Raw genomic sequence first — 18,951 nt, forward strand, 5'->3', positions numbered from 1 at the left:
CTACTTCCCGAAGCCGAAGGAGTCGGAGCCCTCGACCTTGGCCCGGAGCCGTTTCCCCTTCTCTGTGGCCTGGTCGTTCAGTTCCTGGAGGAAGTCGTTCATCCGGGCCTGCAGCTCGCTGTCGTGGGCGGCGAGGATGCGGGCGGCCAGCAGGCCCGCGTTGCGCGCGCCCGCGACGGAGACGGTGGCGACCGGGATGCCGGCGGGCATCTGCACGATGGACATGAGGCTGTCCATGCCGTCCAGGTACTTCAGCGGGACGGGGACGCCGATGACGGGCAGCGGGGTCACGGAGGCGAGCATGCCGGGCAGGTGGGCCGCGCCGCCCGCGCCCGCGATGATCGCCTTGAGCCCGCGGCCTGCGGCCTGCTCGCCGTACGCGATCATCTCGCGCGGCATGCGGTGGGCGGAGACGACGTCGACCTCGTACGGGATCTCGAACTCGTCGAGGGCCTTCGCGGCTGCTTCCATGACGGGCCAGTCGGAGTCCGAGCCCATGACGATGCCGATGACAGGGGCGGTACCGGGGGAAGTCATTCGGTGATTGTTCCTCGCAGGTAGTCGGCCGCGTGCCGGGCGCGCTCCCGCACGTCCGCCAGGTCGTCGCCGTAGGTGTTGACGTGTCCGACCTTGCGGCCGGGCTTCACGTCCTTGCCGTACATGTGGATCTTGAGCTGCGGGTCGCGGGCCATGCAGTGCAGGTACGCCTGGTACATGTCCGGGTAGTCCCCGCCGAGGACGTTGCACATGACCGTCCAGCGGGCGCGCGGGCGCGGGTCGCCGAGCGGGAGGTCCAGGACGGCCCGCACGTGGTTGGCGAACTGCGAGGTGATCGCACCGTCCTGGGTCCAGTGCCCGGAGTTGTGCGGGCGCATCGCCAGCTCATTGACCAGGATGCGGCCGTCGGCCGTCTCGAAGAGTTCGACGGCGAGGTGGCCGACGACGCCGAGCTCGGCGGCGATACGGAGCGCGAGCTGCTGGGCCTCGCCCGCCAGTCGCTCGTCCAGCTCGGGGGCCGGGGCGATGACCGTGTCGCAGACGCCGTCGACCTGGATCGACTCGACGACGGGGTAGGCGACGGCCTGGCCGTGAGGCGAGCGGACGATGTTGGCCGCCAGCTCCCGTACGAAGTCGACCTTCTCCTCGGCGAGGACGGGAACACCGGCACGGAACGGCTCGGCGGCGTCCTCCTCGGAGCGGACCACCCACACGCCCTTGCCGTCGTAGCCGCCGCGGACCGTCTTGAGGATCACGGGGAAGCCGCCGACCTCCGCGGCGAAGGCCGCGGCGTCGGCCGGGTCCGCCACGATGCGGTGGCGGGGGCAGGGCGCACCGATCTCGGTGAGCTTGGCACGCATGACCCCCTTGTCCTGGGCGTGCACCAGGGCGTCGGGGCCGGGGCGCACGGGGATACCGTCCGCCTCCAGGGCCCGTAGATGCTCGGTCGGGACGTGCTCGTGATCGAAGGTGATCACGTCGCAGCCGCGCGCGAAGGCTCGCAGCGTGTCCAGGTCGCGATAGTCGCCGATGACGACTTCGCTCACCACCTGGGCGGCCGAGTCCTGTGGGGTGTCACTGAGGAGCTTGAATTTCAGGCCGAGGGGGATACCCGCCTCGTGGGTCATACGGGCGAGCTGTCCGCCGCCGACCATGCCGACTACCGGGAACGTCACTCCTCCAGGGTATCCGCCGCGCCGGGGCTTCCCGGACGGTGGACCGGCGGGGGCCCGCGGTGGGCCGCGAGGGGCCTCGACGGACCTCGATGGGGCCTTGATGGGCCCGGCAGCGGGCGCACGTCACAGCATCGCCACCCTGCACGCTGCTCACGGGCATCACACGGGAGGGCTGGTTAGCATGGCCGGGTTGACGAAACCGAGCGGACGGGGCTGAGCGATCACCATGGACGAACGTGGCGCATTGCGGGCCCGCATCGAACTGCTGGGCCGGGAGGTCGCCAAGTTCGGCGCGGTCGGTGCGTTCGGGGTCCTGGTCAACATCGCCGTCTCCAACCTCATCTGGCGCACCACGGACATTCCGGTGGTCCGGGCCGGCCTCATGGCGACCTGCGTGGCCATCCTCTTCAACTACGTGGGGTTCCGTTACTTCACCTACCGGGACCGCGACAAGAGCGGCCGGACGCGGGAGCTGATGCTCTTCCTGGCGTTCAGCGCCGTGGGTGCGGTGATCGAGGTCGGGGTGCTGTACGCGGCGACGTACTGGTTCGGCTGGGACACCCCGCTCCAGAACAACATCTTCAAGATCGTCGGCATCGGGATCGCCACGCTGTTCCGGTTCTGGTCCTACCGGACCTGGGTGTTCAGGGCGCTGCCTGCCAAAGGGGTGGAGCTGAGCGGGGAGAGCTTTCCGGCTCCTGAGGAATCCGTGACGGCGGCGGAGTCGGTGACGGCGGTGGAGTCCGTGACGGGGGTGCCGCCCGTGACGGTGGTGCCGCCCGTGGCTCAGGTGCCGCAGATGCCTCCGGTGCCGCTCGTCGAGCAGGTGGCGCGGGTGGAGTCCGACCCCGTACGCCACTGAGCCCCTCGGCCTCGCCGGCCCTCAGCGCACCGGGCGGTCCGGGTCCTTGCGTTTCCTGGACACCCGGCTGAGGAAGAGGGCGAATACCGGAGGCTGCTGCTGAAGCAGTTCCAGCCGGCCGCCGTCCGCCTCCGCGAGGTCCCGGGCGACCGCGAGGCCGATCCCGGTGGAGTTACGGCCGCTGATGGTGCGCTCGAAGATCCGCGCACCGAGGTCGGCGGGCACGCCAGGACCCTCGTCCGTCACCTCGATGACCGCCTGGTTTCCCGTGACGCGGGTACGCAGCGCGACGGTGCCGCCCCCGTGCATCAGCGAGTTCTCGATCAGCGCGGCGAGCACCTGGGCCACCGCGCCGGGAGTGCCGACGGCCCGCAGCCCGTGCTTGCCCGAGCAGACGACGGCGCGGCCCGCGCTGCGGTAGGCGGGGCGCCACTCCTCGATCTGCTGCTTGACGACCTCGTCGAGGTCGAAGACGACGGCGGAGCCGGTGCGCGGGTCGCGGGAGTTCGTCAGGAGCCGTTCCACCACGTCGGTCAGCCGCTCGACCTGGGTGAGGGCGATATGGGCCTCCTCCTTCACCGTTTCCAGGTCGTCGGTGACGGAGATCTCCTCGATCCGCATGGAGAGCGCGGTCAGCGGAGTGCGGAGCTGGTGCGAGGCGTCGGCCGCGAGGCGTCGTTCCGCCGTCAGCATCCGGGCGATCCGTTCGGCGGAGGAGTCCAGGACGTCCGCGACGCGGTCCAGCTCCGGGACCCCGTACCGCTTGTGGCGGGGGCGGGGGTCGCCGGAACCGAGGCGTTCCGCCGTCTCGGCGAGGTCGGTCAGCGGTGAGGCGAGGCGGTTGGCCTGGCGTACGGCGAGGAGCACCGCGGAGACGATCGCGAGCAGCGCCACCCCGCCGATGATCAGCAGGGTGCGGCCGAGTTCACGGGTGACGGCCGAACGGGACTCCTCGACGGTGACCTTCTCGCCCTGCTCCCCCGTCGCCGTACTGCTGATGACGCTGCCGCTGGGGCGCTCGCCGACCTCGATGGGGGCCCGGCCGGGGATCTCGACCCGTGCGTAGCGGTTGGAGTCGACCTGCTCGGCCAGTACGTCCGAGGTGATCCGCTCCTCGCCCAGCAGCCGGCTGTCGACGACGCTGATCAGCCGCAGCGCCTCGGAGTCGACGCTCTCCTGGGCGCTGGTGCTGATGGTGCGGGTCTCCACGATGACGAGGGAGACGCCGAAGACGGCGATCACCACGAGCACCACGGCGAGCGTGGAATTGATCAGTCGGCGGCGCATGACTGTCTCTGTACGTCAGCTCTTCTCGAACCGGAAGCCGACGCCCCGCACCGTCGCGATGTAGCGGGGATTGGCGGCGTCGTCGCCGAGCTTCTTGCGGAGCCAGGAGATGTGCATGTCGAGCGTCTTGGTGGAGGACCACCAGGTCGTGTCCCAGACCTCGCGCATGAGCTGGTCGCGGGTGACGACCCGGCCGGCGTCGCGGACCAGGACGCGCAGCAGATCGAATTCCTTGGCGGTGAGTTGCAGTTCCTCCTCGCCCATCCAGGCCCGGTGCGATTCGACGTCGATCCGGACGCCGTGGGTGGCGGGCTGCACGGCGGGCTCGGTGGCGCCGCGGCGCAGCAGGGCGCGGACCCGGGCGAGCAGTTCGGCGAGACGGAAGGGCTTGGTGACGTAGTCGTCGGCGCCGGCGTCGAGACCGACCACGGTGTCGACCTCGTCGGCGCGGGCGGTCAGCACCAGGATCGGTACGGCGAGTCCGTCGCCGCGCAGCCGGCGTGCGACTTCGAGGCCGTCCATCCCGGGCAGCCCCAGGTCGAGCACGACGAGATCGATGCCGCCCTGGAGTCCGGCGTCCAGCGCGGTCGGGCCGTCCTGTCGGACTTCGACCTCGTAACCCTCCCGACGCAGTGCGCGGGCCAGCGGCTCCGAGATGGATGCGTCGTCCTCGGCGAGCAGTACACGGGTCATGGGGTGATGGTAGTCCGCACGGAGGGCGCGAGGTGAGGTGCTCATGAAGGCCTGTGTACCTGGGCAGGAAACTCTGCGTAAGCCTTTGAATCTGGGAGTCTGGTTCCAACATCACCTGTGATCCATGTCTCAAGTCCTTTCATATGCCGCAGTGTCGTGTCGTATGGTGTCCCGACGCCTGATGCACTAATGAAGGACCTTTGCGCTGTTTTGAGCGCCGGGGTCTCTTTTCTGTGCGAGCCGGTACCCGCCGGCCTTCAGGTGCATGACCTGTGGGCCGGGCCCGGTACGTACGCGTGCCGGGTGTGGATCCCGAGTGCGGTGGCCTGAGCCAGTCCCCTTCGAGTGGAGGGGTGGGGCACGTCCGCGCCGGTGCCGGCCGCCCCCCACCGGGCGCATCACGCTCACGAGGCGTCGCGTCCCGACCAGCAAGGATCGACCATGGCTTCCAGCCTGACGAAGGATTCCGCCAGTACAACCGGCGGTAAGACCTTCTTCGGCCACCCCCGCGGCCTGGCCACTCTCTTCATGACGGAGATGTGGGAGCGCTTCAGCTACTACGGAATGCGCGCACTCCTCCCGCTCTACCTGATCGCCCCCAACGGGCTCGACATGGACGCGGGTACGGCCACCGCGATCTACTCGGTCTACCTGTCCCTGGTCTACCTGCTCGCCATGCCCGGCGGCTGGTTCGGTGACCGCGTCTGGGGCCCGCGCAAGACCGTCGCCATCGCCGGTGGCGTCATCATGATCGGCCACCTGACGCTGGCGCTGCCGTCCGAGGGCACCTTCTTCGCCGGTCTCGGACTGGTGGCGATCGGCTCCGGTCTGCTGAAGTCCAACATCTCGACGATGGTCGGCCACCTCTACGACGGCCCGGACGACCCGCGCCGCGACGGTGGCTTCACGATCTTCTACATGGGCATCAACATGGGTGCCTTCGCGGCGCCGCTGATCATCGGCACCGTCGGCGAGAACGTCAACTGGCACCTGGGCTTCGCCCTCGCCGCGCTCGGCATGGGTCTGGGTGTCGCCCAGTTCCTGCTCGGTACGCGCCACCTGAACGAGCGCAGCCTCGTCGTCCCGAAGCCGCTCGACGCGGCCGAGCGCGCCTCCACGCTGCGCAAGGCCATGATCTGGATGGGCGTCGCGGCCGTCTTCTACATCGGCACGGTCGTCACCGGCGTCTACACGCTCAACTGGCTGCTGGTCCCGATCACCGTCGCCGGTCTGGTCATCCCGGTGGTCGTCCTGGCGCGCATCAAGCGCGACAAGGAACTGAGCACCGCCGAGCAGTCGAAGATGTCCGGCTACATCTGGTTCTTCGTCGCCGCCGCCATCTTCTGGATGATCTACGACCAGGGCGGCTCGACGCTGGCGATCTTCGCCGAGTCCTCGGCCGACAACTCGGTCCTCGGCTGGAACTTCCCGGTCTCCTGGTACCAGTCGGTCAACCCGGTCCTGATCATGGCGCTGGCCCCGGTCTTCGCCGCCTTCTGGCTGGCGCTGAACCGTCGCGGCAAGGAGCCGAGCACGATCGTGAAGTTCAGCTCCGGTCTGGTGCTGGTCGGTGCGTCGTTCTTCGTCTTCCTGCTGCCGCTGACGATCGCGGGCGACGGCCACAAGGCCGCCGCGATGTGGCTGGTCGCGATCTACTTCATCCAGACCGTCGCCGAACTCACGCTCTCCCCGGTCGGTCTCTCCGTGACCACGAAGATGGCTCCGGCCAAGTACGCCAGCCAGATGATGGGTGTCTGGTTCCTGGCCGTCACCGCCGGTGACTGCACCACGGGTCTGCTGTCCATCGCCGGGGTCGACCTCAACGGTTCCGGGGTGGTCGCCCTCCAGGCGGCCCTCGCGGTGATGGCGGGTATCGCGATCTTCATGTACCGCGGCAAGGTCAAGCAGCTGATGGGCAACGTCCGCTGACGTAGCTCGCAGCTCGCGACTCGTAGCTCGCGCTGAGGGCCGCCGCACCGATTCCGGTGCGGCGGCCCTCAGTCATTTTCTCAGCGGATTCCTCGCAGCCTGCGCCACGGGGTGAAGGTGAACACCGCGCCGCCGAGCAGGATCGCCGTACCGGCGACCAGCCCGAGTGCGCGCAGTGCGCCGTCGTCCTCGGCCCCGGTGTCGGCGAGGCCGCCGCCGGAGTCCGTACCGCCCGCGCTCGCCGCACCACCGGACGACGATCCGCCGCCGGACGCACCGCCCGGCTGGGCGGCCGTGTCGAGTTCCAGCGACGGGGCGACCGACCCCTTGACCTTGCAGGGAATGTTGATCTTCGAAGCGCCCAGGGTCACATCGATGGTCAGGGTGCCGGGGCTGAGCGTGGACTTCCCGGACGCGCCCGGCTTGTAGGTACCGGTCATGTCGGCCAGATCGACCGGCTTGCCCTGCTCCAGCGGTTCGGCGTTGGCGGGTCCTGTGACCTTCACCGAGCCCTTGTCGGCGCCGCCGACGACGACGTCCATGGACGGCTTGAGCGCACCGGCGGGCAACGCGGCGGGGCTGTCCATCACGCCCTTGGCCGTCTTGACCGTGAGTGCGTAGCTCCCGCCGTCCTTCTTGGCGCTGATCGTCACCTTGGAGGCGATCTCGGCCGGTCCGGGGGAAGTGCAGGCGAAGTTGACCGCGACCTCCTTGCCGGGGAAGTCGGTCTGGCCGCCACCGCCGCCGGTGCCGCCGGAGTCCGTACCACCGGAGTCCGTACCGCCCGCGTCGCTGCCTCCGGCATCACTGCCACCGGCGGTGGTGCCGCCGGACGTGGTGCCGCCCGCTGTCGTACCTCCTGCCGTCGTACCTCCTGCCGTCGTACCGCCGGCCGTGGTTCCGCCTGCCGTGGTGCCACCGGCCGTCGTGCCGCCCGTCGTGCCGCCACCGCCTTCCGTCACCTTGATCGTGGCGCCTGGCTGGACCGCCTCCTTCGGGGTGCACTTGGTGTCGGTGGAGATCGGCTTGGACACGTTGATGTTGTACGCGTCCGGCGTCAGCGTGAGGTCGCCCGCCTTCTCCAGCTTCAGGGTGCCCTTCATGTCGGGCAGCACCATGGGGCTGTTCTTGGGGATCGGCGGGTTCTGCCGCGGGCCTTCGAGCTTCAGGTCACCGCTCGCGGCCCCGCCCAGTTTGACCGTGCCGGTCGGCTTCACCGTGTTCGCGTCCAGGTCCAGGACGTCGGGGTTCTTGGAGGCGGCCTCGACCGTCTTCCAGACGACCTCGACCGTGTCCCCGACCTTCGCCTCCGCCGGTGCGGTCAGCTGCACCTTGGTGGTGCCCTGGACGGGCGGCAGTCCGGAGATCGGGGGCGGAATGCACTCCGTCTTGTACGAGACGTCGGCGGCCTGGGCTGGGCTCGCGGCCAGCAGAATCCCCGCCCCGCCGAGCATCAGCGCGACTCCTGCCGCGCTCATCCTCCGTTGCGTGCTCACGAATGTCCCTTCGTCGTGGGTCTGTTCTCTGACGGTGCGGAATCCGGGGTGAACCACGGCAGCGCGGCCGTGGTCGTGGTGCTCACGGGCGGGGCGGCCTCGGTACGCCGCCGGGGGCGGTGACGTGCGAGGCGCGGACGGCTCGCTGCCGTACGGGGCCGCACCTTGTCGACGACCGCCATGCCGATACGGAAGACGGCGGCCGGCACGACGACGCACAGCAGGATCCAGAAGAGCGTCACGCCCCAGGGGCGGCCCACCCGCCACGGCTGCTCGGCCAGCACCTTCGTCCCGTACCGCAGGGAGACCTGGTAGTCACCGTGCGCACCGGCGGCCAGTTCGACCGGCAGCTCGATCTGCGCCTTGCGGCCGGGGGCGACGGTGCCGCGCCACTGGCGTTCCTCCCACTGCGGGGCGTAGACGCCGTGCGCGGTGCCGACCTCGAACACGGGGTCCTTGACCGGTGCGGAGCCGAGGTTGCCGACGGTGAAGACCAGCTTCCGGGAGGCCGGGGCGCCGAACCAGGTCAGCAGCCCGCTGTCGCCGGCCAGCCGTGTGGTCGCCAGCACGGCGAGCTTTCCGCCGCCGGTCTGCTGGGGCAGCGGGGCGGTCGGGTGCCCGGCGACCTTGAACACCGCGTCGGCGGTGGCCTGTTCACCGGTGACCGTGGCGACGTGGACGACGCACGGGCAGGGCACGGGCGGCTCGGCGACCGGCATCTCCTTGGTGAAGGCTCCCTCCTTGTCGGTGGTGACGGCGCGGCCGTCCGCGTTGGCACAGGAGTTGGTGCCGCCGATCACTCCCTTTGCGGGTGTGGACTGCCCGCAGATCAGCATCATCAGCAGGGTGCCGGGGCGCCAGTCGCGGCCCTTGACGGTGATCTCGCCGCCCTTGCCCGCCTGTTGCGCGGAGAGCGTGACGGCGGGCTCGCCTTCCGCGGCGGATGCGCCGGGGGCGGGCAGGAGCAGGAGGACGGACAACAGGGCGGGAAGGAGGGCGAGGAGGCGTACGGTGGCCCGGCCGCTGCCTCGCCGCAGGGGTGCCGATCCGGCCGTTCCGGCTTCTCCAGCTTTTCCGGCTTTTGCGGTCACGAGTGCGCTCCTGCCTTCGCCAAGTGCCTGTCGGATGTGTCCGGTCGGTGGGCCGGCTCCGGGTCGGGCAGGTCCTCGCCCAGTGCCCCGCGGTGTGCGCGGCGCCGCAGGGCGTACGCACCCGTTCCGGCCGCCACGAACACCAACAGCGCGCCGCCTGTCAGCGGGGCCCAGGGGACGTACACCGCCGATGCCGACGCCTCGCCCCGCGCCCCGCCCCCCGCTGTGACGCTCAGCCGGACGGTGACCCGGTCGAAGGCGGGGGCGTCGGGCCAGGGTTCGGCCAGTTCGACCCGCTGTCCGGGGAGGAGCTCCAGCGGGAGTGTGCGCGCCTTTCGGTGCGGGAACGCACCGGTCAGCCCGTCGGCGGTGACGGCCAGGCGTGGCACGAGGGCCGCGTTGCCTCGGTTGACGAGGGCGTAACGGATGGTCCGGCCGGACACGGTGACGTCCTCGACGGTGAGCGCCGCCAGGGTCGGCCCGCTCACCCGCAGGTGCACGCGCACGCCCACCTCGCGCTCCCCGCTCACGGCGAGGACGGCGCCGGGGTGGTCACCGGGCGTCGCACCGGAGGGCACGGTGACGGCGAAGGGGACCTCGGCGCGGGTCCTGGCCGGTACGGTCACCGCGCGCGAGGCGAGCCGCAGCCAGGACCCCGTACCGGTCGAACGTTTCGTCCCGCGCACGGCGAAGCCGCCGTCCCCGGTGTTGTACGCGTCGGCGGCCCGCAGTCGTACGGTGATCGGTTCGCGCCCGGGATTGGCCACCGAGAGCCGGTCCTCCAGCACCGCGCCGGGCGCGCCCTCCAGGTAGAAGTACGGCCGGCCGTCGTCGCTCGGCCGCGCGCCGCCGCCGGTCGGCCCCGCGGTCCAGGCCGGAGTCGCGGCGTCCCGGTCGGCGCCCGCCGCCGGGGTGACGGCCAGGGCGCCCAGGAGTACGGCGAGCGCCGCTCGGGCGGCGTGACCGGTCGACAGCGACATGGGCGGCTCCCTGGTGCGGGTGCGTGCGGGTGCGTACAGCAGCGGTGGGGGTGGTGGCGTACGTGGGCTCAGCCGGTGGCCCGCTGCCCGCGCCGGGTCAGCCACAGCACTCCGGCCGCGCCGGTCAGCAGGACGGTGCCGCCGAGCGTGCCGAGCGCGGCGGCCGAGTCGAGCGGGCCGGTCTTCGGCAGCTCGCCGCCGCCCGCCGGGGCGTCGTTCGAGGTGGCGTCGCCCGCCACGTCGAGTTCGAGCGAGGGCTTGGGGTTGTTCTTCGGCGTACAGGTCGTGGTCGTACCGAGCGCCTTGATGGTGAGCACTCCGGCGGTGAAGGTGACCTTGCCGCTCTTCTTGGGGGTGTACGTACCCGACAAGTCACTGATCTTGATGGGGGTGTTGGCGGGGATGGCCTCCGCGTTCGCCGCCCCGGAGACCTGGACCTGACCGCTCTCGGCCCCGCCCAGCTTGATCACCGCGCTCGGTTTCATTGCGCCCTTGCCCAGCTCGACCGGGCTGGACGAGACGCCCTTCTGGAAGGACATGGTGAGCGTGTAGCCGGAGCCGCTCTTGACGCCCTTGATATCGATGGGCGACACCGCCCCTTTGGGGCCGATCGGCGTCTGGCACTGGTAGTTGACGTCCACGACCTCGGCGTGGGCGACGGGTGCGGCCAACAGCACCACCGAGCCCGCCACCGCGGACACCGCAGCGAGAGCTGTCCTCTTCTGGTTCGACACCTCGAGTTCCCCTCATGCCGGGAGTCGCCGCGCGGGCCGTATTCCGTACGGCCGCGATTTGCTGACGACGCATCAGATCGGCGCCCAAGGTACGCCTGGGGCCTTTTGGAGGGAAGACAAAAGAGCGCACCGATCCGGTGCGCTCTTTCGGGTGTACGAATCCGGGCGGGGCCCGGGGCAATCACAGGGGCGCGGCCAGGCGGGAATCACACGGCGCGGCCCGGCGGGAATCACACGGGCGCGGCCAGCTCCGCCCAGACGGTCTTGCCCGGCTCGTCGGGAGTGCGCATGACACCCCAGTCCAGACAGAGCCGCTGGACGATAAACATTCCGTGGCCGCCCGGCCGGCCCGCGCGGTGCGGCGTACGTGGTGCGGGCTGACCCGCGCCCCGGTCGACGACCTCCACCCGCAGCACCTTCGGCGAGCAGCCGATACGGAGCTCCTCGGGGCCCTCCGCGTGCAGGCAGGCATTGGTGACCAGCTCGGAGACGACCAGCAGGACGTCCTCGGCCGCGGCCCGCCGGTCGGCGCCCGCAGCCGGGAGCCAGCCCCAGTCGTGCAGTGCCTGCCGGGCAAAATCTCGTGCCATCGGCACAATGCCGCTGGCCTGCCCCAGTGAGAGCGTGCGCCACTGCCGCTTCTCCGGAACGGCGGAGGCTGCGCCTACGCCGTCCGGCTCGCGGCCGAGGTCGCCCGGCGGATGCTGCCGGGTGGTGCTCATCAGCGCTTCACCTCACCGATTCACCATGTCGCCATTGAACGGATACTGATCAGATACAGAGTGTGCGGGCCGTCAGGACCCCACCGGGGTGTCTCCTGCCCGGTCGAATCGTGACAACACCCACTTAGCCGACGGGATTGCGTGACGAGAGCGACACGCGGGGCGTCCGAGGTGTCGCGGACGGGGTCACCGTCAGGATTCGAGGGCGTCTTCGAGCGAGTCATGGACGGTGAAAACCGCCTCGGCCCCGGTGATCTCGAAGACTCGCGCCACGACGGGCAGCATCCCGGCCAGATGGACGCCGCCACCGGCGGCCTCCGACTTGAGACGGGCGCCGAGCAGCACATTCAGCCCGGTGGAGTCACAGAACTCGAGTCGCGAGCAGTCGACCACCAGGCGTACACGCCCTTGCTCGACCGCACTCTCCAGGGGTTCACGCAGCAGATCGGCGGTGTGGTGATCGAGCTCACCCACCGGCGTCACAACCTCGCTGCGCCCCTCGGTCCGGACCTCGACGTGAAGCCGACCCCGGTTCGCACTGCCGACCGTCCCGCGGTCCATGCCGTTCCTCTTCGTCGTCCGTAACCGTCCGTGCGGATGTCCGCACGGCCGCCTGCATAGCTGTCGCCGACGTTCGTAAAACAGTACGCGTTCCGTACGCCACGCGGTAGCCGAAGACCCGAACAAAGCGGACATAGCGCTGTATTTGGCGCTTGTAAGTCACGGCAGGAACCGGGTAAGGGTAGAGGGATACCAATTTTCGTGGCTTTGGAGGCGCCGCTTCACCGCAGGAACACGTATGGGCATCGGCAGCCATATGCCGAGAACGATGGAGGAGAAGCATGTCACCCCGGCTCGACGAATCGCGTACCCACAACGCGCCGTCGGTATGTCCTCAGGGACCGACCAATTCCGACTCCCGTGCCGCGATCGCCGTACCCGGCCCGCGCACCAGCACTACAAGCACCACCAGCACCACCAGCACCACCAGCACCACCAGCACCACCGAAAGCGCTGACAGCACCGATCTCTCCGCCGTGCAGTACGGCGAGGGGCTGGAGGAGCTGTCCGACATCCCGCCCTATGCCGAGATGGGGGCCCTGGACGCCAGGGCGCTGTCGAAGACGCTCTTCGCGCGGCTCGAATCCCTCGAAGAGGGCACCCACGAGTACGCGTACGTACGCAACACGCTCGTCGAGCTGAATCTGGCCCTGGTCAAGTTCGCCGCCTCCCGGTTCCGCTCACGCAGCGAGCCGATGGAGGACATCATCCAGGTCGGCACCATCGGGCTGATCAAGGCGATCGACCGCTTCGAGCTCAGCCGCGGCGTCGAATTCCCGACCTTCGCCATGCCGACCATCATCGGCGAGATCAAGCGTTTCTTCCGCGACACCAGCTGGTCCGTGCGCGTCCCGCGCCGGCTGCAGGAGCTGCGGCTCGACCTGGCCAAGGCGGGCGACGAGCTCTCCCAGCAGCTCGACCGGGCACCCACCGTGGTCGAGCTCGGCGAGCGCCTCGGCATCACCGACGACGAGGTCGTCGAGGGCATGGCCGCGAGCAACGCGTACACCGCGAGCTCGCTGGACGCCAAGCCCGAGGAGGACGACCACGAGAGCGCGCTCGCGGACCGGATCGGCTACGAGGACAACGGGCTCGAAGGCATCGAGTACGTCGAGTCCCTGAAGCCGCTCATCGCCTCGCTCCCGCTGCGCGACCGCACGATCCTCTCGCTCCGCTTCGTCGCCAACATGACGCAGTCGGAGATCGGCGAGGAGCTCGGCATCTCCCAGATGCACGTCTCCCGGCTGCTCTCTCGGACTCTGGTCAAGCTCAGGAAGGGCCTGACCCTGGAGGAATGACCTGCGGCTCCGGGCGCTGTCGGCCCGGCACCGGTGAAGCCTTGCGGAAGGACCTGCCCGGCAACGGGCGGGTCCTTCCGCATGTGTGAGGGCGTGTCACGGTGGTCAGAGGGTGCGTTCTCCGCGCTGCCAGACCGCGCTGACCAGCGGCACTCCGGGCCGGTAGGCGAGGTGCACGTGGCTCGGGGCGTCGAGGAGGACGAGATCCGCGCGGACGCCGGGCGTGATGCTGCCGATGTCCGTACGTCGCAGTGCGGCGGCGCCGCCCGCGGTCGCGGACCAGAGGGCCTCGTCGGGCGTCATGCCCATGTCCCGTACGGCGAGGGCGATGCAGAAGGGCATGGAGGACGTGAAGGACGAGCCCGGGTTGCAGTCCGTGGAGAGCGCGACGGTGGCGCCCGCGTCGAGGATGCGGCGGGCGTCGGGCCAGGCAGCGCGGGTGGAGAACTCGGCGCCCGGCAGCAGGGTGGCGACCGTGTCGCCCTGGGCCAGCGCGTCGACGTCGGCGTCGGTGAGGTGGGTGCAGTGGTCGGCGGACGCGGCGTCGAGCTCCACGGCGAGCTGGACGCCGGGGCCGTAGCTGAGCTGGTTGGCGTGGACGCGCGGGTGCAGGCCCTTGGCCCGGCCCGCGGTGAGGATGGCGCGGGCCTGGTCGCCGTCGAAGGCGCCCTTCTCGCAGAAGACGTCGATCCAACGGGCGTACGGGGCGCAGGCGTCCAGCATCGGGCCGGTGACCAGGTCGACGTAGCCGGCCGGGTCGTCGGCGTAGTCGGGCGGTACGACGTGCGCGCCGAGGTAGGTGACCTCTTCGGTGTGGCGGGCGGCGATGCGCAGGGCGCGGGCCTCGTCCTCGACGGTGAGGCCGTAGCCGGACTTGGTCTCGAAGGTGGTGGTGCCCTGGCGCGCCGCCTCGGTGAGATAGCGGGAGACGTTGGCGGCGAGCTCGTCGTCGGTGGCGGCCCGGGTCGCGGCGACGGTCGTCCTGATGCCGCCCGCGGTGTAGGGCAGGCCCGACATCCGGGCGTTGAACTCCTGGGTGCGGTCGCCCGCGAAGAGCAGATGGGAGTGGGAGTCCACGAAGCCGGGGATCACGGCCCGGCCGCCCGCGTCGACGGCGTTGTCAGTGGCGGGTGCTTTGCTTGATTCACCGGTCCAGACGATGCGGTCGCCTTCGATGACGACGGCCGCGTCCCGGATCAGGCCCAGGGGGGTCCCGTTTCCGAGGGAGGGGTCGTTGGTGACCAGGCTGGCGATGTTGGTGATGGCGGTCGTCGTCATGGGGAGGCTGTTTCTCCTTGCGCGAGGGGCCGGGGGGTCCGGGATCAGCCGTGCAGGGCGGCGATGGCCGAGGCGAGTGCTGCGGGCACGTCCGGGACCCGGGTGTGGTGACCGTCCCGGACGATGTGCCGGCCTGCCACGAGCGTGTGCCGCACATCAGCGGCGGAGCCGGCGAATACGACTGCTTCGGCGGCCAGCCGGGGCAGCGGTCCCGCTGTTCTGACGGAGTCCAGGGCGACGGTGGTCAGGTCGGCGGGCGCACCGGGTTCGATGACGCCCGCGTCGGGGCGGCCGAGTGCGGCGTGCCCGTCGGCGGAGGCGGCCCGGAGCAGGGCCGCCGCGGTCCAGTGACCCCGGATGTGGGTCCGCAGCCGCTCGTTGAGCTCCATCGCGCGGGCCTCTTCGAAGAGGTCGATCACGGCGTGGCTGTCGCTGCCCAGCGACAGCGGGGAACCCGCGCGCTGGAGGGCGACGGCGGGGCCGATGCCGTCGGCGAGGTCGCGTTCGGTGGTGGGGCACATGCAGGTGCCGGTGACGGAGGAGCCCAGCAGCTCGATGTCCTCGGCCGTGAGATGCGTGTTGTGGATGCCGGTGGTGCGGGGGCCGAGCACGCCGTGGTCGGCGAGGAGCTGGGTGGGGGTGCGGCCGTGGGCGGCGAGGCATGCCTCGTTCTCCGCGATCTGCTCGGAGAGGTGGACATGGAGCGGGGCGTCCCGCTCCTCGGCCCACCGGGCGACGGTGGCGAGCTGCCCGGCCGGCACGGCTCGTACGGAGTGGATGGCCGCGCCGATCAGCGCGTGGTCGTCGCCCTTGAGGAGCGAGGCGCGCTCGGCCCAGGCGTCCGCGGTGGTGTCGGAGAAGCGGAGCTGGTGGCGGCCGGGCTTCTCGCCGAATCCGGCGGCGAGGTAGGCGGTGTCCAGCAGGGTGATGCGGATCCCGGCCTCGGCGGCTGCGGCGATGAGCGCTTCGCCCATCGCGTTCGGGTTGTCGTAGGGGGTGCCGCCGGGCGCGTGGTGCAGATAGTGGAATTCGCCGACGGAGGTGATGCCGGCCAGGGCCATTTCGGCGTACGTGGCGCGGGCCAGGTCGTAGTACGTGTCGGGGGTCAGCCGGGAGGCCGCCTGGTACATGAGCTCGCGCCAGGTCCAGAAGGTGCCGGAGCCCACCTGGACGCTGCCGCGCAGGGCCCGGTGGAAGGCGTGCGAGTGGGTGTTGGCGAGACCGGGGAGCGTCAGGCCGCGCAGCACCGTGGCGCCGGGCGGGGGTGTGGCGACGCCGGTGCGCACACCGGTGATCCGGCCCCCGGACACATCCAGGGTGACGCCCGGCTCGACGTGGTCGCCGAGCCAGGCGTGGGACAGCCAGAACATGGTGGTCGTCGGTGTCGGCTCGGTCGTCAGCGGCACGCGAGGCCCTCCAGTACGTCGGCGAGTGCGAACACACCGGCCACGCAGTCGTCCTCGGCGGCGAATTCGGCCGGTGAGTGCGAGATCCCGGTGGGGTTGCGGACGAACAGCATGGCGGTAGGCACCGAAGCGGACAAAATACCCGCATCGTGCCCGGCTCCGGTGCCCAGGACGGGTACGGCGCGGTCCGTGTCGTGGGAAGGGCGGCCGGTGAGGATCCTGGCGATCTCGTCCCGCAGGGCGTGCTCGAACTCCACCACGGGCGTGAAGGACTCCCGTACGACATCGAGATCGATTCCGGCCCGCTCCCCGTACTCCCGGGCGGCGCGCTCGATGCCGGTGACGACGGTGTCCAGGGTGGTCTGGTCGGCGGCGCGGGAATCGAGCCAGCCGCGTACGAGGGAGGGGATGGCGTTGACGCCGTTCGGCTCGACGGAGATCTTCCCGAACGTGGCCACGGCCCCGGCGAGCTCCGCCTCCCGGCGGGCGGCGAGCACGGTCTCGGCGTACGTGAGCATCGGGTCGCGCCGGTCGGCGAGCCGGGTGGTGCCCGCGTGGTTGGCCTCCCCCCGGAAGTCGAACCGCCAGCGCCCGTGCGGCCAGATCGCGGAGGCGATGCCGACCGGGTCGCCGGTGAGGTCGAGGGCGCGGCCCTGCTCCACGTGCAGCTCGACGAACGCGCCGATACGGGCGAGCCGTTCGGGGTCCGGGCCGATGGCGTCGGGGTCGTACCCGGCGGCTTCCATGGCCTGCGGCAGGGACACGCCGTCACCGTCACGGAGCCGGTGGGCGTTCTCGACGGTCAGCTGCCCGGCGGCGAGCCGGGAGCCGACGCAGGCGAGCCCGAAGCGGGCCCCCTCCTCGTCACCGAAGTTGGTGATGGCCAGGGGCCTGACGAACTCCGCTCCCCTGCGGCGGAGTTCGTCGAGCGCGGCGAAGGAGGAGACCACGCCGAGGGGGCCGTCGAAGGCGCCGCCGTCCGGCACGGAGTCGAGGTGCGAGCCGGTGACGACGGCGTCGCCCGCGAGGGGGTCACCGAGCCAGGCCCACTGGTTGCCGTTGCGGTCGACCTCGCAGTCGAGGCCGCGGGCCTCGGCCTGCATCCGGAACCAGAGCCGGCAGTCGGCGTCGGCGCCGGTCCATGCGTAGCGCCGGTAGCCGCCGGAGTCCGCGTTGCGGCCGATCTTTTGCAACGACGCCCACATGGCGTGGAAGGTGGGCGAGCCGGCGGCGGGACTCCTGGGAACGTGCGGGGTGGGGGAGTTCACTCGCCCTCCGTCATCGGGACGCGCACGCCCTTGTCGTCGGCGACCGACTCCGCGATGTCGTATCCGGCGTCGACGTGCCGGATGACACCCATCCCCGGGTCGTTGGTGAGCACCCGGCGGATCTTCTCGCCCGCCAGCTTCGTACCGTCGGCGACGGTGACCTGGCCCGCGTGGATGGAGCGCCCCATGCCGACGCCGCCACCGTGGTGGATCGACACCCAGGACGCCCCGGACGCCACGTTGACCATGGCGTTCAGCAGCGGCCAGTCGGCGATCGCGTCGGAGCCGTCGAGCATGGCCTCGGTCTCGCGGTACGGCGAGGCGACCGAGCCGCAGTCCAGGTGGTCGCGGCCGATGGCCAGCGGGGCGGCCAGTTCGCCACTGGCGACCATGTCGTTGAAGCGCTCGCCCGCCTTGTCGCGCTCGCCGTAGCCGAGCCAGCAGATCCGTGCGGGCAGGCCCTGGAAGTGGACCCGCTCACCGGCCATCTTGATCCAGCGGTGCAGCGACTCGTTCTCCGGGAAGAGTTCGAGCATCGCCTTGTCCGTCTTGTGGATGTCCGACGCCTCACCGGACAGCGCGGCCCAGCGGAAGGGGCCCTTGCCCTCGCAGAAGAGGGGCCGGATGTACGCGGGCACGAAGCCCGGGAAGTCGAATGCCCTGCCGTACCCGGCGAGCTGGGCCTCACCACGGATCGAGTTGCCGTAGTCGAACACCTCGGCGCCCGCGTCCATGAAGCCGACCATCGCCTCGACGTGGGCGGCCATCGACTCCCGCGCCCGCTGGGTGAAGTCGGCGGGCTTCTCGGCGGCCAGCGAGGCCATGTCGTCGAAGTCGACGCCGAGCGGCAGGTAGGCGAGCGGGTCGTGCGCACTGGTCTGGTCGGTGACGATGTCGACCGGGGCGCCTTCGGCGAGCATGCGGGGCAGCAGTTCCGCCGCGTTGCCGAGCAGGCCGATGGAGAGCGGACGCCGGGCGTCGCGCGCCTCGACGGCGAGCTGGAGCGCGTGCTCCAGGTTGTCGGCCTTCACGTCCAGGAAGCGGTGCTCGATGCGGCGCTCGATGGCGCGCGGGTCGCAGTCGATACAGATCGCGACGCCGTCGTTCATGGTCACGGCCAGCGGCTGGGCGCCGCCCATGCCGCCGAGCCCGGCCGTCAGGGTGATCGTCCCCGCGAGCGTGCCGTTGAACTTCTTGGCGGCGACGGCGGCGAACGTCTCGTACGTGCCCTGGAGGATGCCCTGGGTGCCGATGTAGATCCACGACCCGGCCGTCATCTGCCCGTACATGGTGAGTCCGAGGGACTCCAGGCGGCGGAACTCCTCCCAGTTCGCCCAGTCGCCGACCAGGTTGGAGTTGGCGATCAGGACGCGCGGCGCCCACTCGTGGGTCTGCATGACGCCGACCGGCCGCCCGGACTGGACGAGCATCGTCTCGTCCTGCTTGAGCGTCTGCAGCGTACGGACCATGGCGTCGAACGAACGCCAGTCGCGGGCCGCCTTGCCCGTGCCGCCGTAGACGACGAGCTTGTCGGGGTGCTCGGCGACCTCGGGGTCGAGGTTGTTCTGCAGCATGCGGAGGGCGGCTTCCTGCTGCCATCCCAGGGTGCTCAGTTCGGTACCGCGCGGTGCCCGTACGGGGCGGGGTCCTGACATGGCAATGCCTCCTCGCGA

General features: G+C 70.6%; 17 protein-coding genes. 3 read left to right on the plus strand and 14 right to left on the minus strand.

Annotation, left to right across the window (positions count from 1 at the left end; all coding sequences use genetic code 11):
- Both purE and ACWGO0_RS25635 read right to left on the minus strand, forming a co-directional pair.
- Positions 1-537: a 5-(carboxyamino)imidazole ribonucleotide mutase gene (gene purE / locus ACWGO0_RS25630; protein ID WP_453539512.1), complete on the minus strand. Its 537-nt coding sequence runs from the start codon at positions 535-537 to the stop codon at positions 1-3.
- The gene (locus tag ACWGO0_RS25635; protein WP_453539515.1) at positions 534-1,673 is read right to left on the minus strand and encodes a 5-(carboxyamino)imidazole ribonucleotide synthase; all 1,140 of its coding nucleotides are present in this window, start codon (positions 1,671-1,673) and stop codon (positions 534-536) included. The genes purE and ACWGO0_RS25635 overlap by 4 nt, the downstream gene beginning before the upstream one ends.
- A gap of 226 nt (positions 1,674-1,899) precedes the next feature.
- Here ACWGO0_RS25635 and ACWGO0_RS25640 point away from each other — a divergent pair, with 226 nt between their 5' ends.
- Positions 1,900-2,535 carry a GtrA family protein gene (locus tag ACWGO0_RS25640; RefSeq protein ID WP_453539518.1) on the plus strand — a complete coding sequence of 212 codons (636 nt, stop codon included), beginning with the start codon at positions 1,900-1,902 and terminating at the stop codon, positions 2,533-2,535.
- A 21-nt stretch (positions 2,536-2,556) separates the two neighbouring features.
- On the opposite strand, the gene ACWGO0_RS25645 is transcribed toward ACWGO0_RS25640, so the two are convergent.
- Complete coding sequence (locus ACWGO0_RS25645) at positions 2,557-3,822, minus strand: ATP-binding protein (protein WP_453539521.1); 1,266 nt, start codon at positions 3,820-3,822, stop codon at positions 2,557-2,559.
- Between the two features lie 15 nt (positions 3,823-3,837).
- Positions 3,838-4,515: a response regulator transcription factor gene (locus tag ACWGO0_RS25650; RefSeq protein ID WP_362844067.1), complete on the minus strand. Its 678-nt coding sequence runs from the start codon at positions 4,513-4,515 to the stop codon at positions 3,838-3,840.
- A gap of 441 nt (positions 4,516-4,956) precedes the next feature.
- Here ACWGO0_RS25650 and ACWGO0_RS25655 point away from each other — a divergent pair, with 441 nt between their 5' ends.
- Positions 4,957-6,444 (plus strand): oligopeptide:H+ symporter, encoded by a 1,488-nt coding sequence (locus ACWGO0_RS25655; protein ID WP_453539524.1) that lies wholly within the window; start codon positions 4,957-4,959, stop codon positions 6,442-6,444.
- Between the two features lie 80 nt (positions 6,445-6,524).
- Here the strand turns inward: ACWGO0_RS25655 and ACWGO0_RS25660 are convergent, their stop codons facing one another.
- From ACWGO0_RS25660 to ACWGO0_RS25685, 6 genes are all read right to left on the minus strand, one after another.
- The gene (locus ACWGO0_RS25660) at positions 6,525-7,922 is read right to left on the minus strand and encodes a hypothetical protein (protein WP_453539592.1); all 1,398 of its coding nucleotides are present in this window, start codon (positions 7,920-7,922) and stop codon (positions 6,525-6,527) included.
- Positions 7,923-7,936: 14 nt separating this feature from the next.
- On the minus strand, positions 7,937-8,977 hold the full coding sequence (locus ACWGO0_RS25665; protein ID WP_453539595.1) for a hypothetical protein: 1,041 nt from the start codon (positions 8,975-8,977) through the stop codon (positions 7,937-7,939).
- A 50-nt stretch (positions 8,978-9,027) separates the two neighbouring features.
- Positions 9,028-10,011 carry a COG1470 family protein gene (locus tag ACWGO0_RS25670; RefSeq protein ID WP_453539527.1) on the minus strand — a complete coding sequence of 328 codons (984 nt, stop codon included), beginning with the start codon at positions 10,009-10,011 and terminating at the stop codon, positions 9,028-9,030.
- Positions 10,012-10,079: 68 nt separating this feature from the next.
- On the minus strand, positions 10,080-10,745 hold the full coding sequence (locus ACWGO0_RS25675) for a peptidase (RefSeq protein WP_453539529.1): 666 nt from the start codon (positions 10,743-10,745) through the stop codon (positions 10,080-10,082).
- 230 nt (positions 10,746-10,975) lie between these two features.
- Positions 10,976-11,467, minus strand: a complete 492-nt coding sequence (locus tag ACWGO0_RS25680; protein ID WP_453539532.1) for an ATP-binding protein — start codon at positions 11,465-11,467, stop codon at positions 10,976-10,978.
- A 192-nt stretch (positions 11,468-11,659) separates the two neighbouring features.
- A complete protein-coding gene (locus ACWGO0_RS25685; protein WP_453539535.1) occupies positions 11,660-12,028 on the minus strand; it encodes an STAS domain-containing protein in 369 nt (122 codons plus the stop codon).
- Between the two features lie 281 nt (positions 12,029-12,309).
- On the opposite strand from ACWGO0_RS25685, the gene ACWGO0_RS25690 reads away from it, so the two are divergent.
- Positions 12,310-13,326, plus strand: a complete 1,017-nt coding sequence (locus ACWGO0_RS25690) for an RNA polymerase sigma factor SigF (protein ID WP_453539537.1) — start codon at positions 12,310-12,312, stop codon at positions 13,324-13,326.
- A gap of 105 nt (positions 13,327-13,431) precedes the next feature.
- Here ACWGO0_RS25690 and hutI read toward each other — a convergent pair whose 3' ends face one another.
- From hutI to hutU, 4 genes are read right to left on the minus strand one after another with little or no spacing between them, the layout of a single operon-like run.
- A complete protein-coding gene (gene hutI, locus ACWGO0_RS25695; RefSeq protein ID WP_453539540.1) occupies positions 13,432-14,604 on the minus strand; it encodes an imidazolonepropionase in 1,173 nt (390 codons plus the stop codon).
- 44 nt (positions 14,605-14,648) lie between these two features.
- Positions 14,649-16,010, minus strand: coding sequence for a formimidoylglutamate deiminase (locus ACWGO0_RS25700; RefSeq protein WP_453539543.1), 1,362 nt, complete (start codon positions 16,008-16,010; stop codon positions 14,649-14,651).
- Entirely contained in the window at positions 16,001-17,215 is a 1,215-nt protein-coding gene (locus ACWGO0_RS25705) for an allantoate amidohydrolase (protein WP_453539598.1), read from the minus strand. Before ACWGO0_RS25705 ends, ACWGO0_RS25700 begins: the two co-directional genes overlap by 10 nt.
- 59 nt (positions 17,216-17,274) lie before the next feature.
- Positions 17,275-18,933: a urocanate hydratase gene (gene hutU, locus ACWGO0_RS25710; RefSeq protein WP_453539546.1), complete on the minus strand. Its 1,659-nt coding sequence runs from the start codon at positions 18,931-18,933 to the stop codon at positions 17,275-17,277.
- Positions 18,934-18,951 lie beyond the last annotated feature (18 nt).

This window comes from Streptomyces sp. NPDC055749 (assembly GCF_053617235.1).

What these genes read in the sequence shown, in the direction of transcription:
- purE (WP_453539512.1), bottom strand. Translation starts at nt 537, where the DNA reads ATGACTTCCCCCGGTACCGCCCCTGTCATCGGCATCGTCATGGGCTCG.
- ACWGO0_RS25640 (WP_453539518.1), top strand. Translation starts at nt 1,900, where the DNA reads ATGGACGAACGTGGCGCATTGCGGGCCCGCATCGAACTGCTGGGCCGG.
- ACWGO0_RS25645 (WP_453539521.1), bottom strand. Translation starts at nt 3,822, where the DNA reads ATGCGCCGCCGACTGATCAATTCCACGCTCGCCGTGGTGCTCGTGGTG.
- ACWGO0_RS25650 (WP_362844067.1), bottom strand. Translation starts at nt 4,515, where the DNA reads ATGACCCGTGTACTGCTCGCCGAGGACGACGCATCCATCTCGGAGCCG.
- ACWGO0_RS25655 (WP_453539524.1), top strand. Translation starts at nt 4,957, where the DNA reads ATGGCTTCCAGCCTGACGAAGGATTCCGCCAGTACAACCGGCGGTAAG.
- ACWGO0_RS25660 (WP_453539592.1), bottom strand. Translation starts at nt 7,922, where the DNA reads ATGAGCGCGGCAGGAGTCGCGCTGATGCTCGGCGGGGCGGGGATTCTG.
- ACWGO0_RS25670 (WP_453539527.1), bottom strand. Translation starts at nt 10,011, where the DNA reads ATGTCGCTGTCGACCGGTCACGCCGCCCGAGCGGCGCTCGCCGTACTC.
- ACWGO0_RS25680 (WP_453539532.1), bottom strand. Translation starts at nt 11,467, where the DNA reads ATGAGCACCACCCGGCAGCATCCGCCGGGCGACCTCGGCCGCGAGCCG.
- ACWGO0_RS25685 (WP_453539535.1), bottom strand. Translation starts at nt 12,028, where the DNA reads ATGGACCGCGGGACGGTCGGCAGTGCGAACCGGGGTCGGCTTCACGTC.
- ACWGO0_RS25690 (WP_453539537.1), top strand. Translation starts at nt 12,310, where the DNA reads ATGTCACCCCGGCTCGACGAATCGCGTACCCACAACGCGCCGTCGGTA.
- hutI (WP_453539540.1), bottom strand. Translation starts at nt 14,604, where the DNA reads ATGACGACGACCGCCATCACCAACATCGCCAGCCTGGTCACCAACGAC.
- ACWGO0_RS25705 (WP_453539598.1), bottom strand. Translation starts at nt 17,215, where the DNA reads ATGTGGGCGTCGTTGCAAAAGATCGGCCGCAACGCGGACTCCGGCGGC.
- hutU (WP_453539546.1), bottom strand. Translation starts at nt 18,933, where the DNA reads ATGTCAGGACCCCGCCCCGTACGGGCACCGCGCGGTACCGAACTGAGC.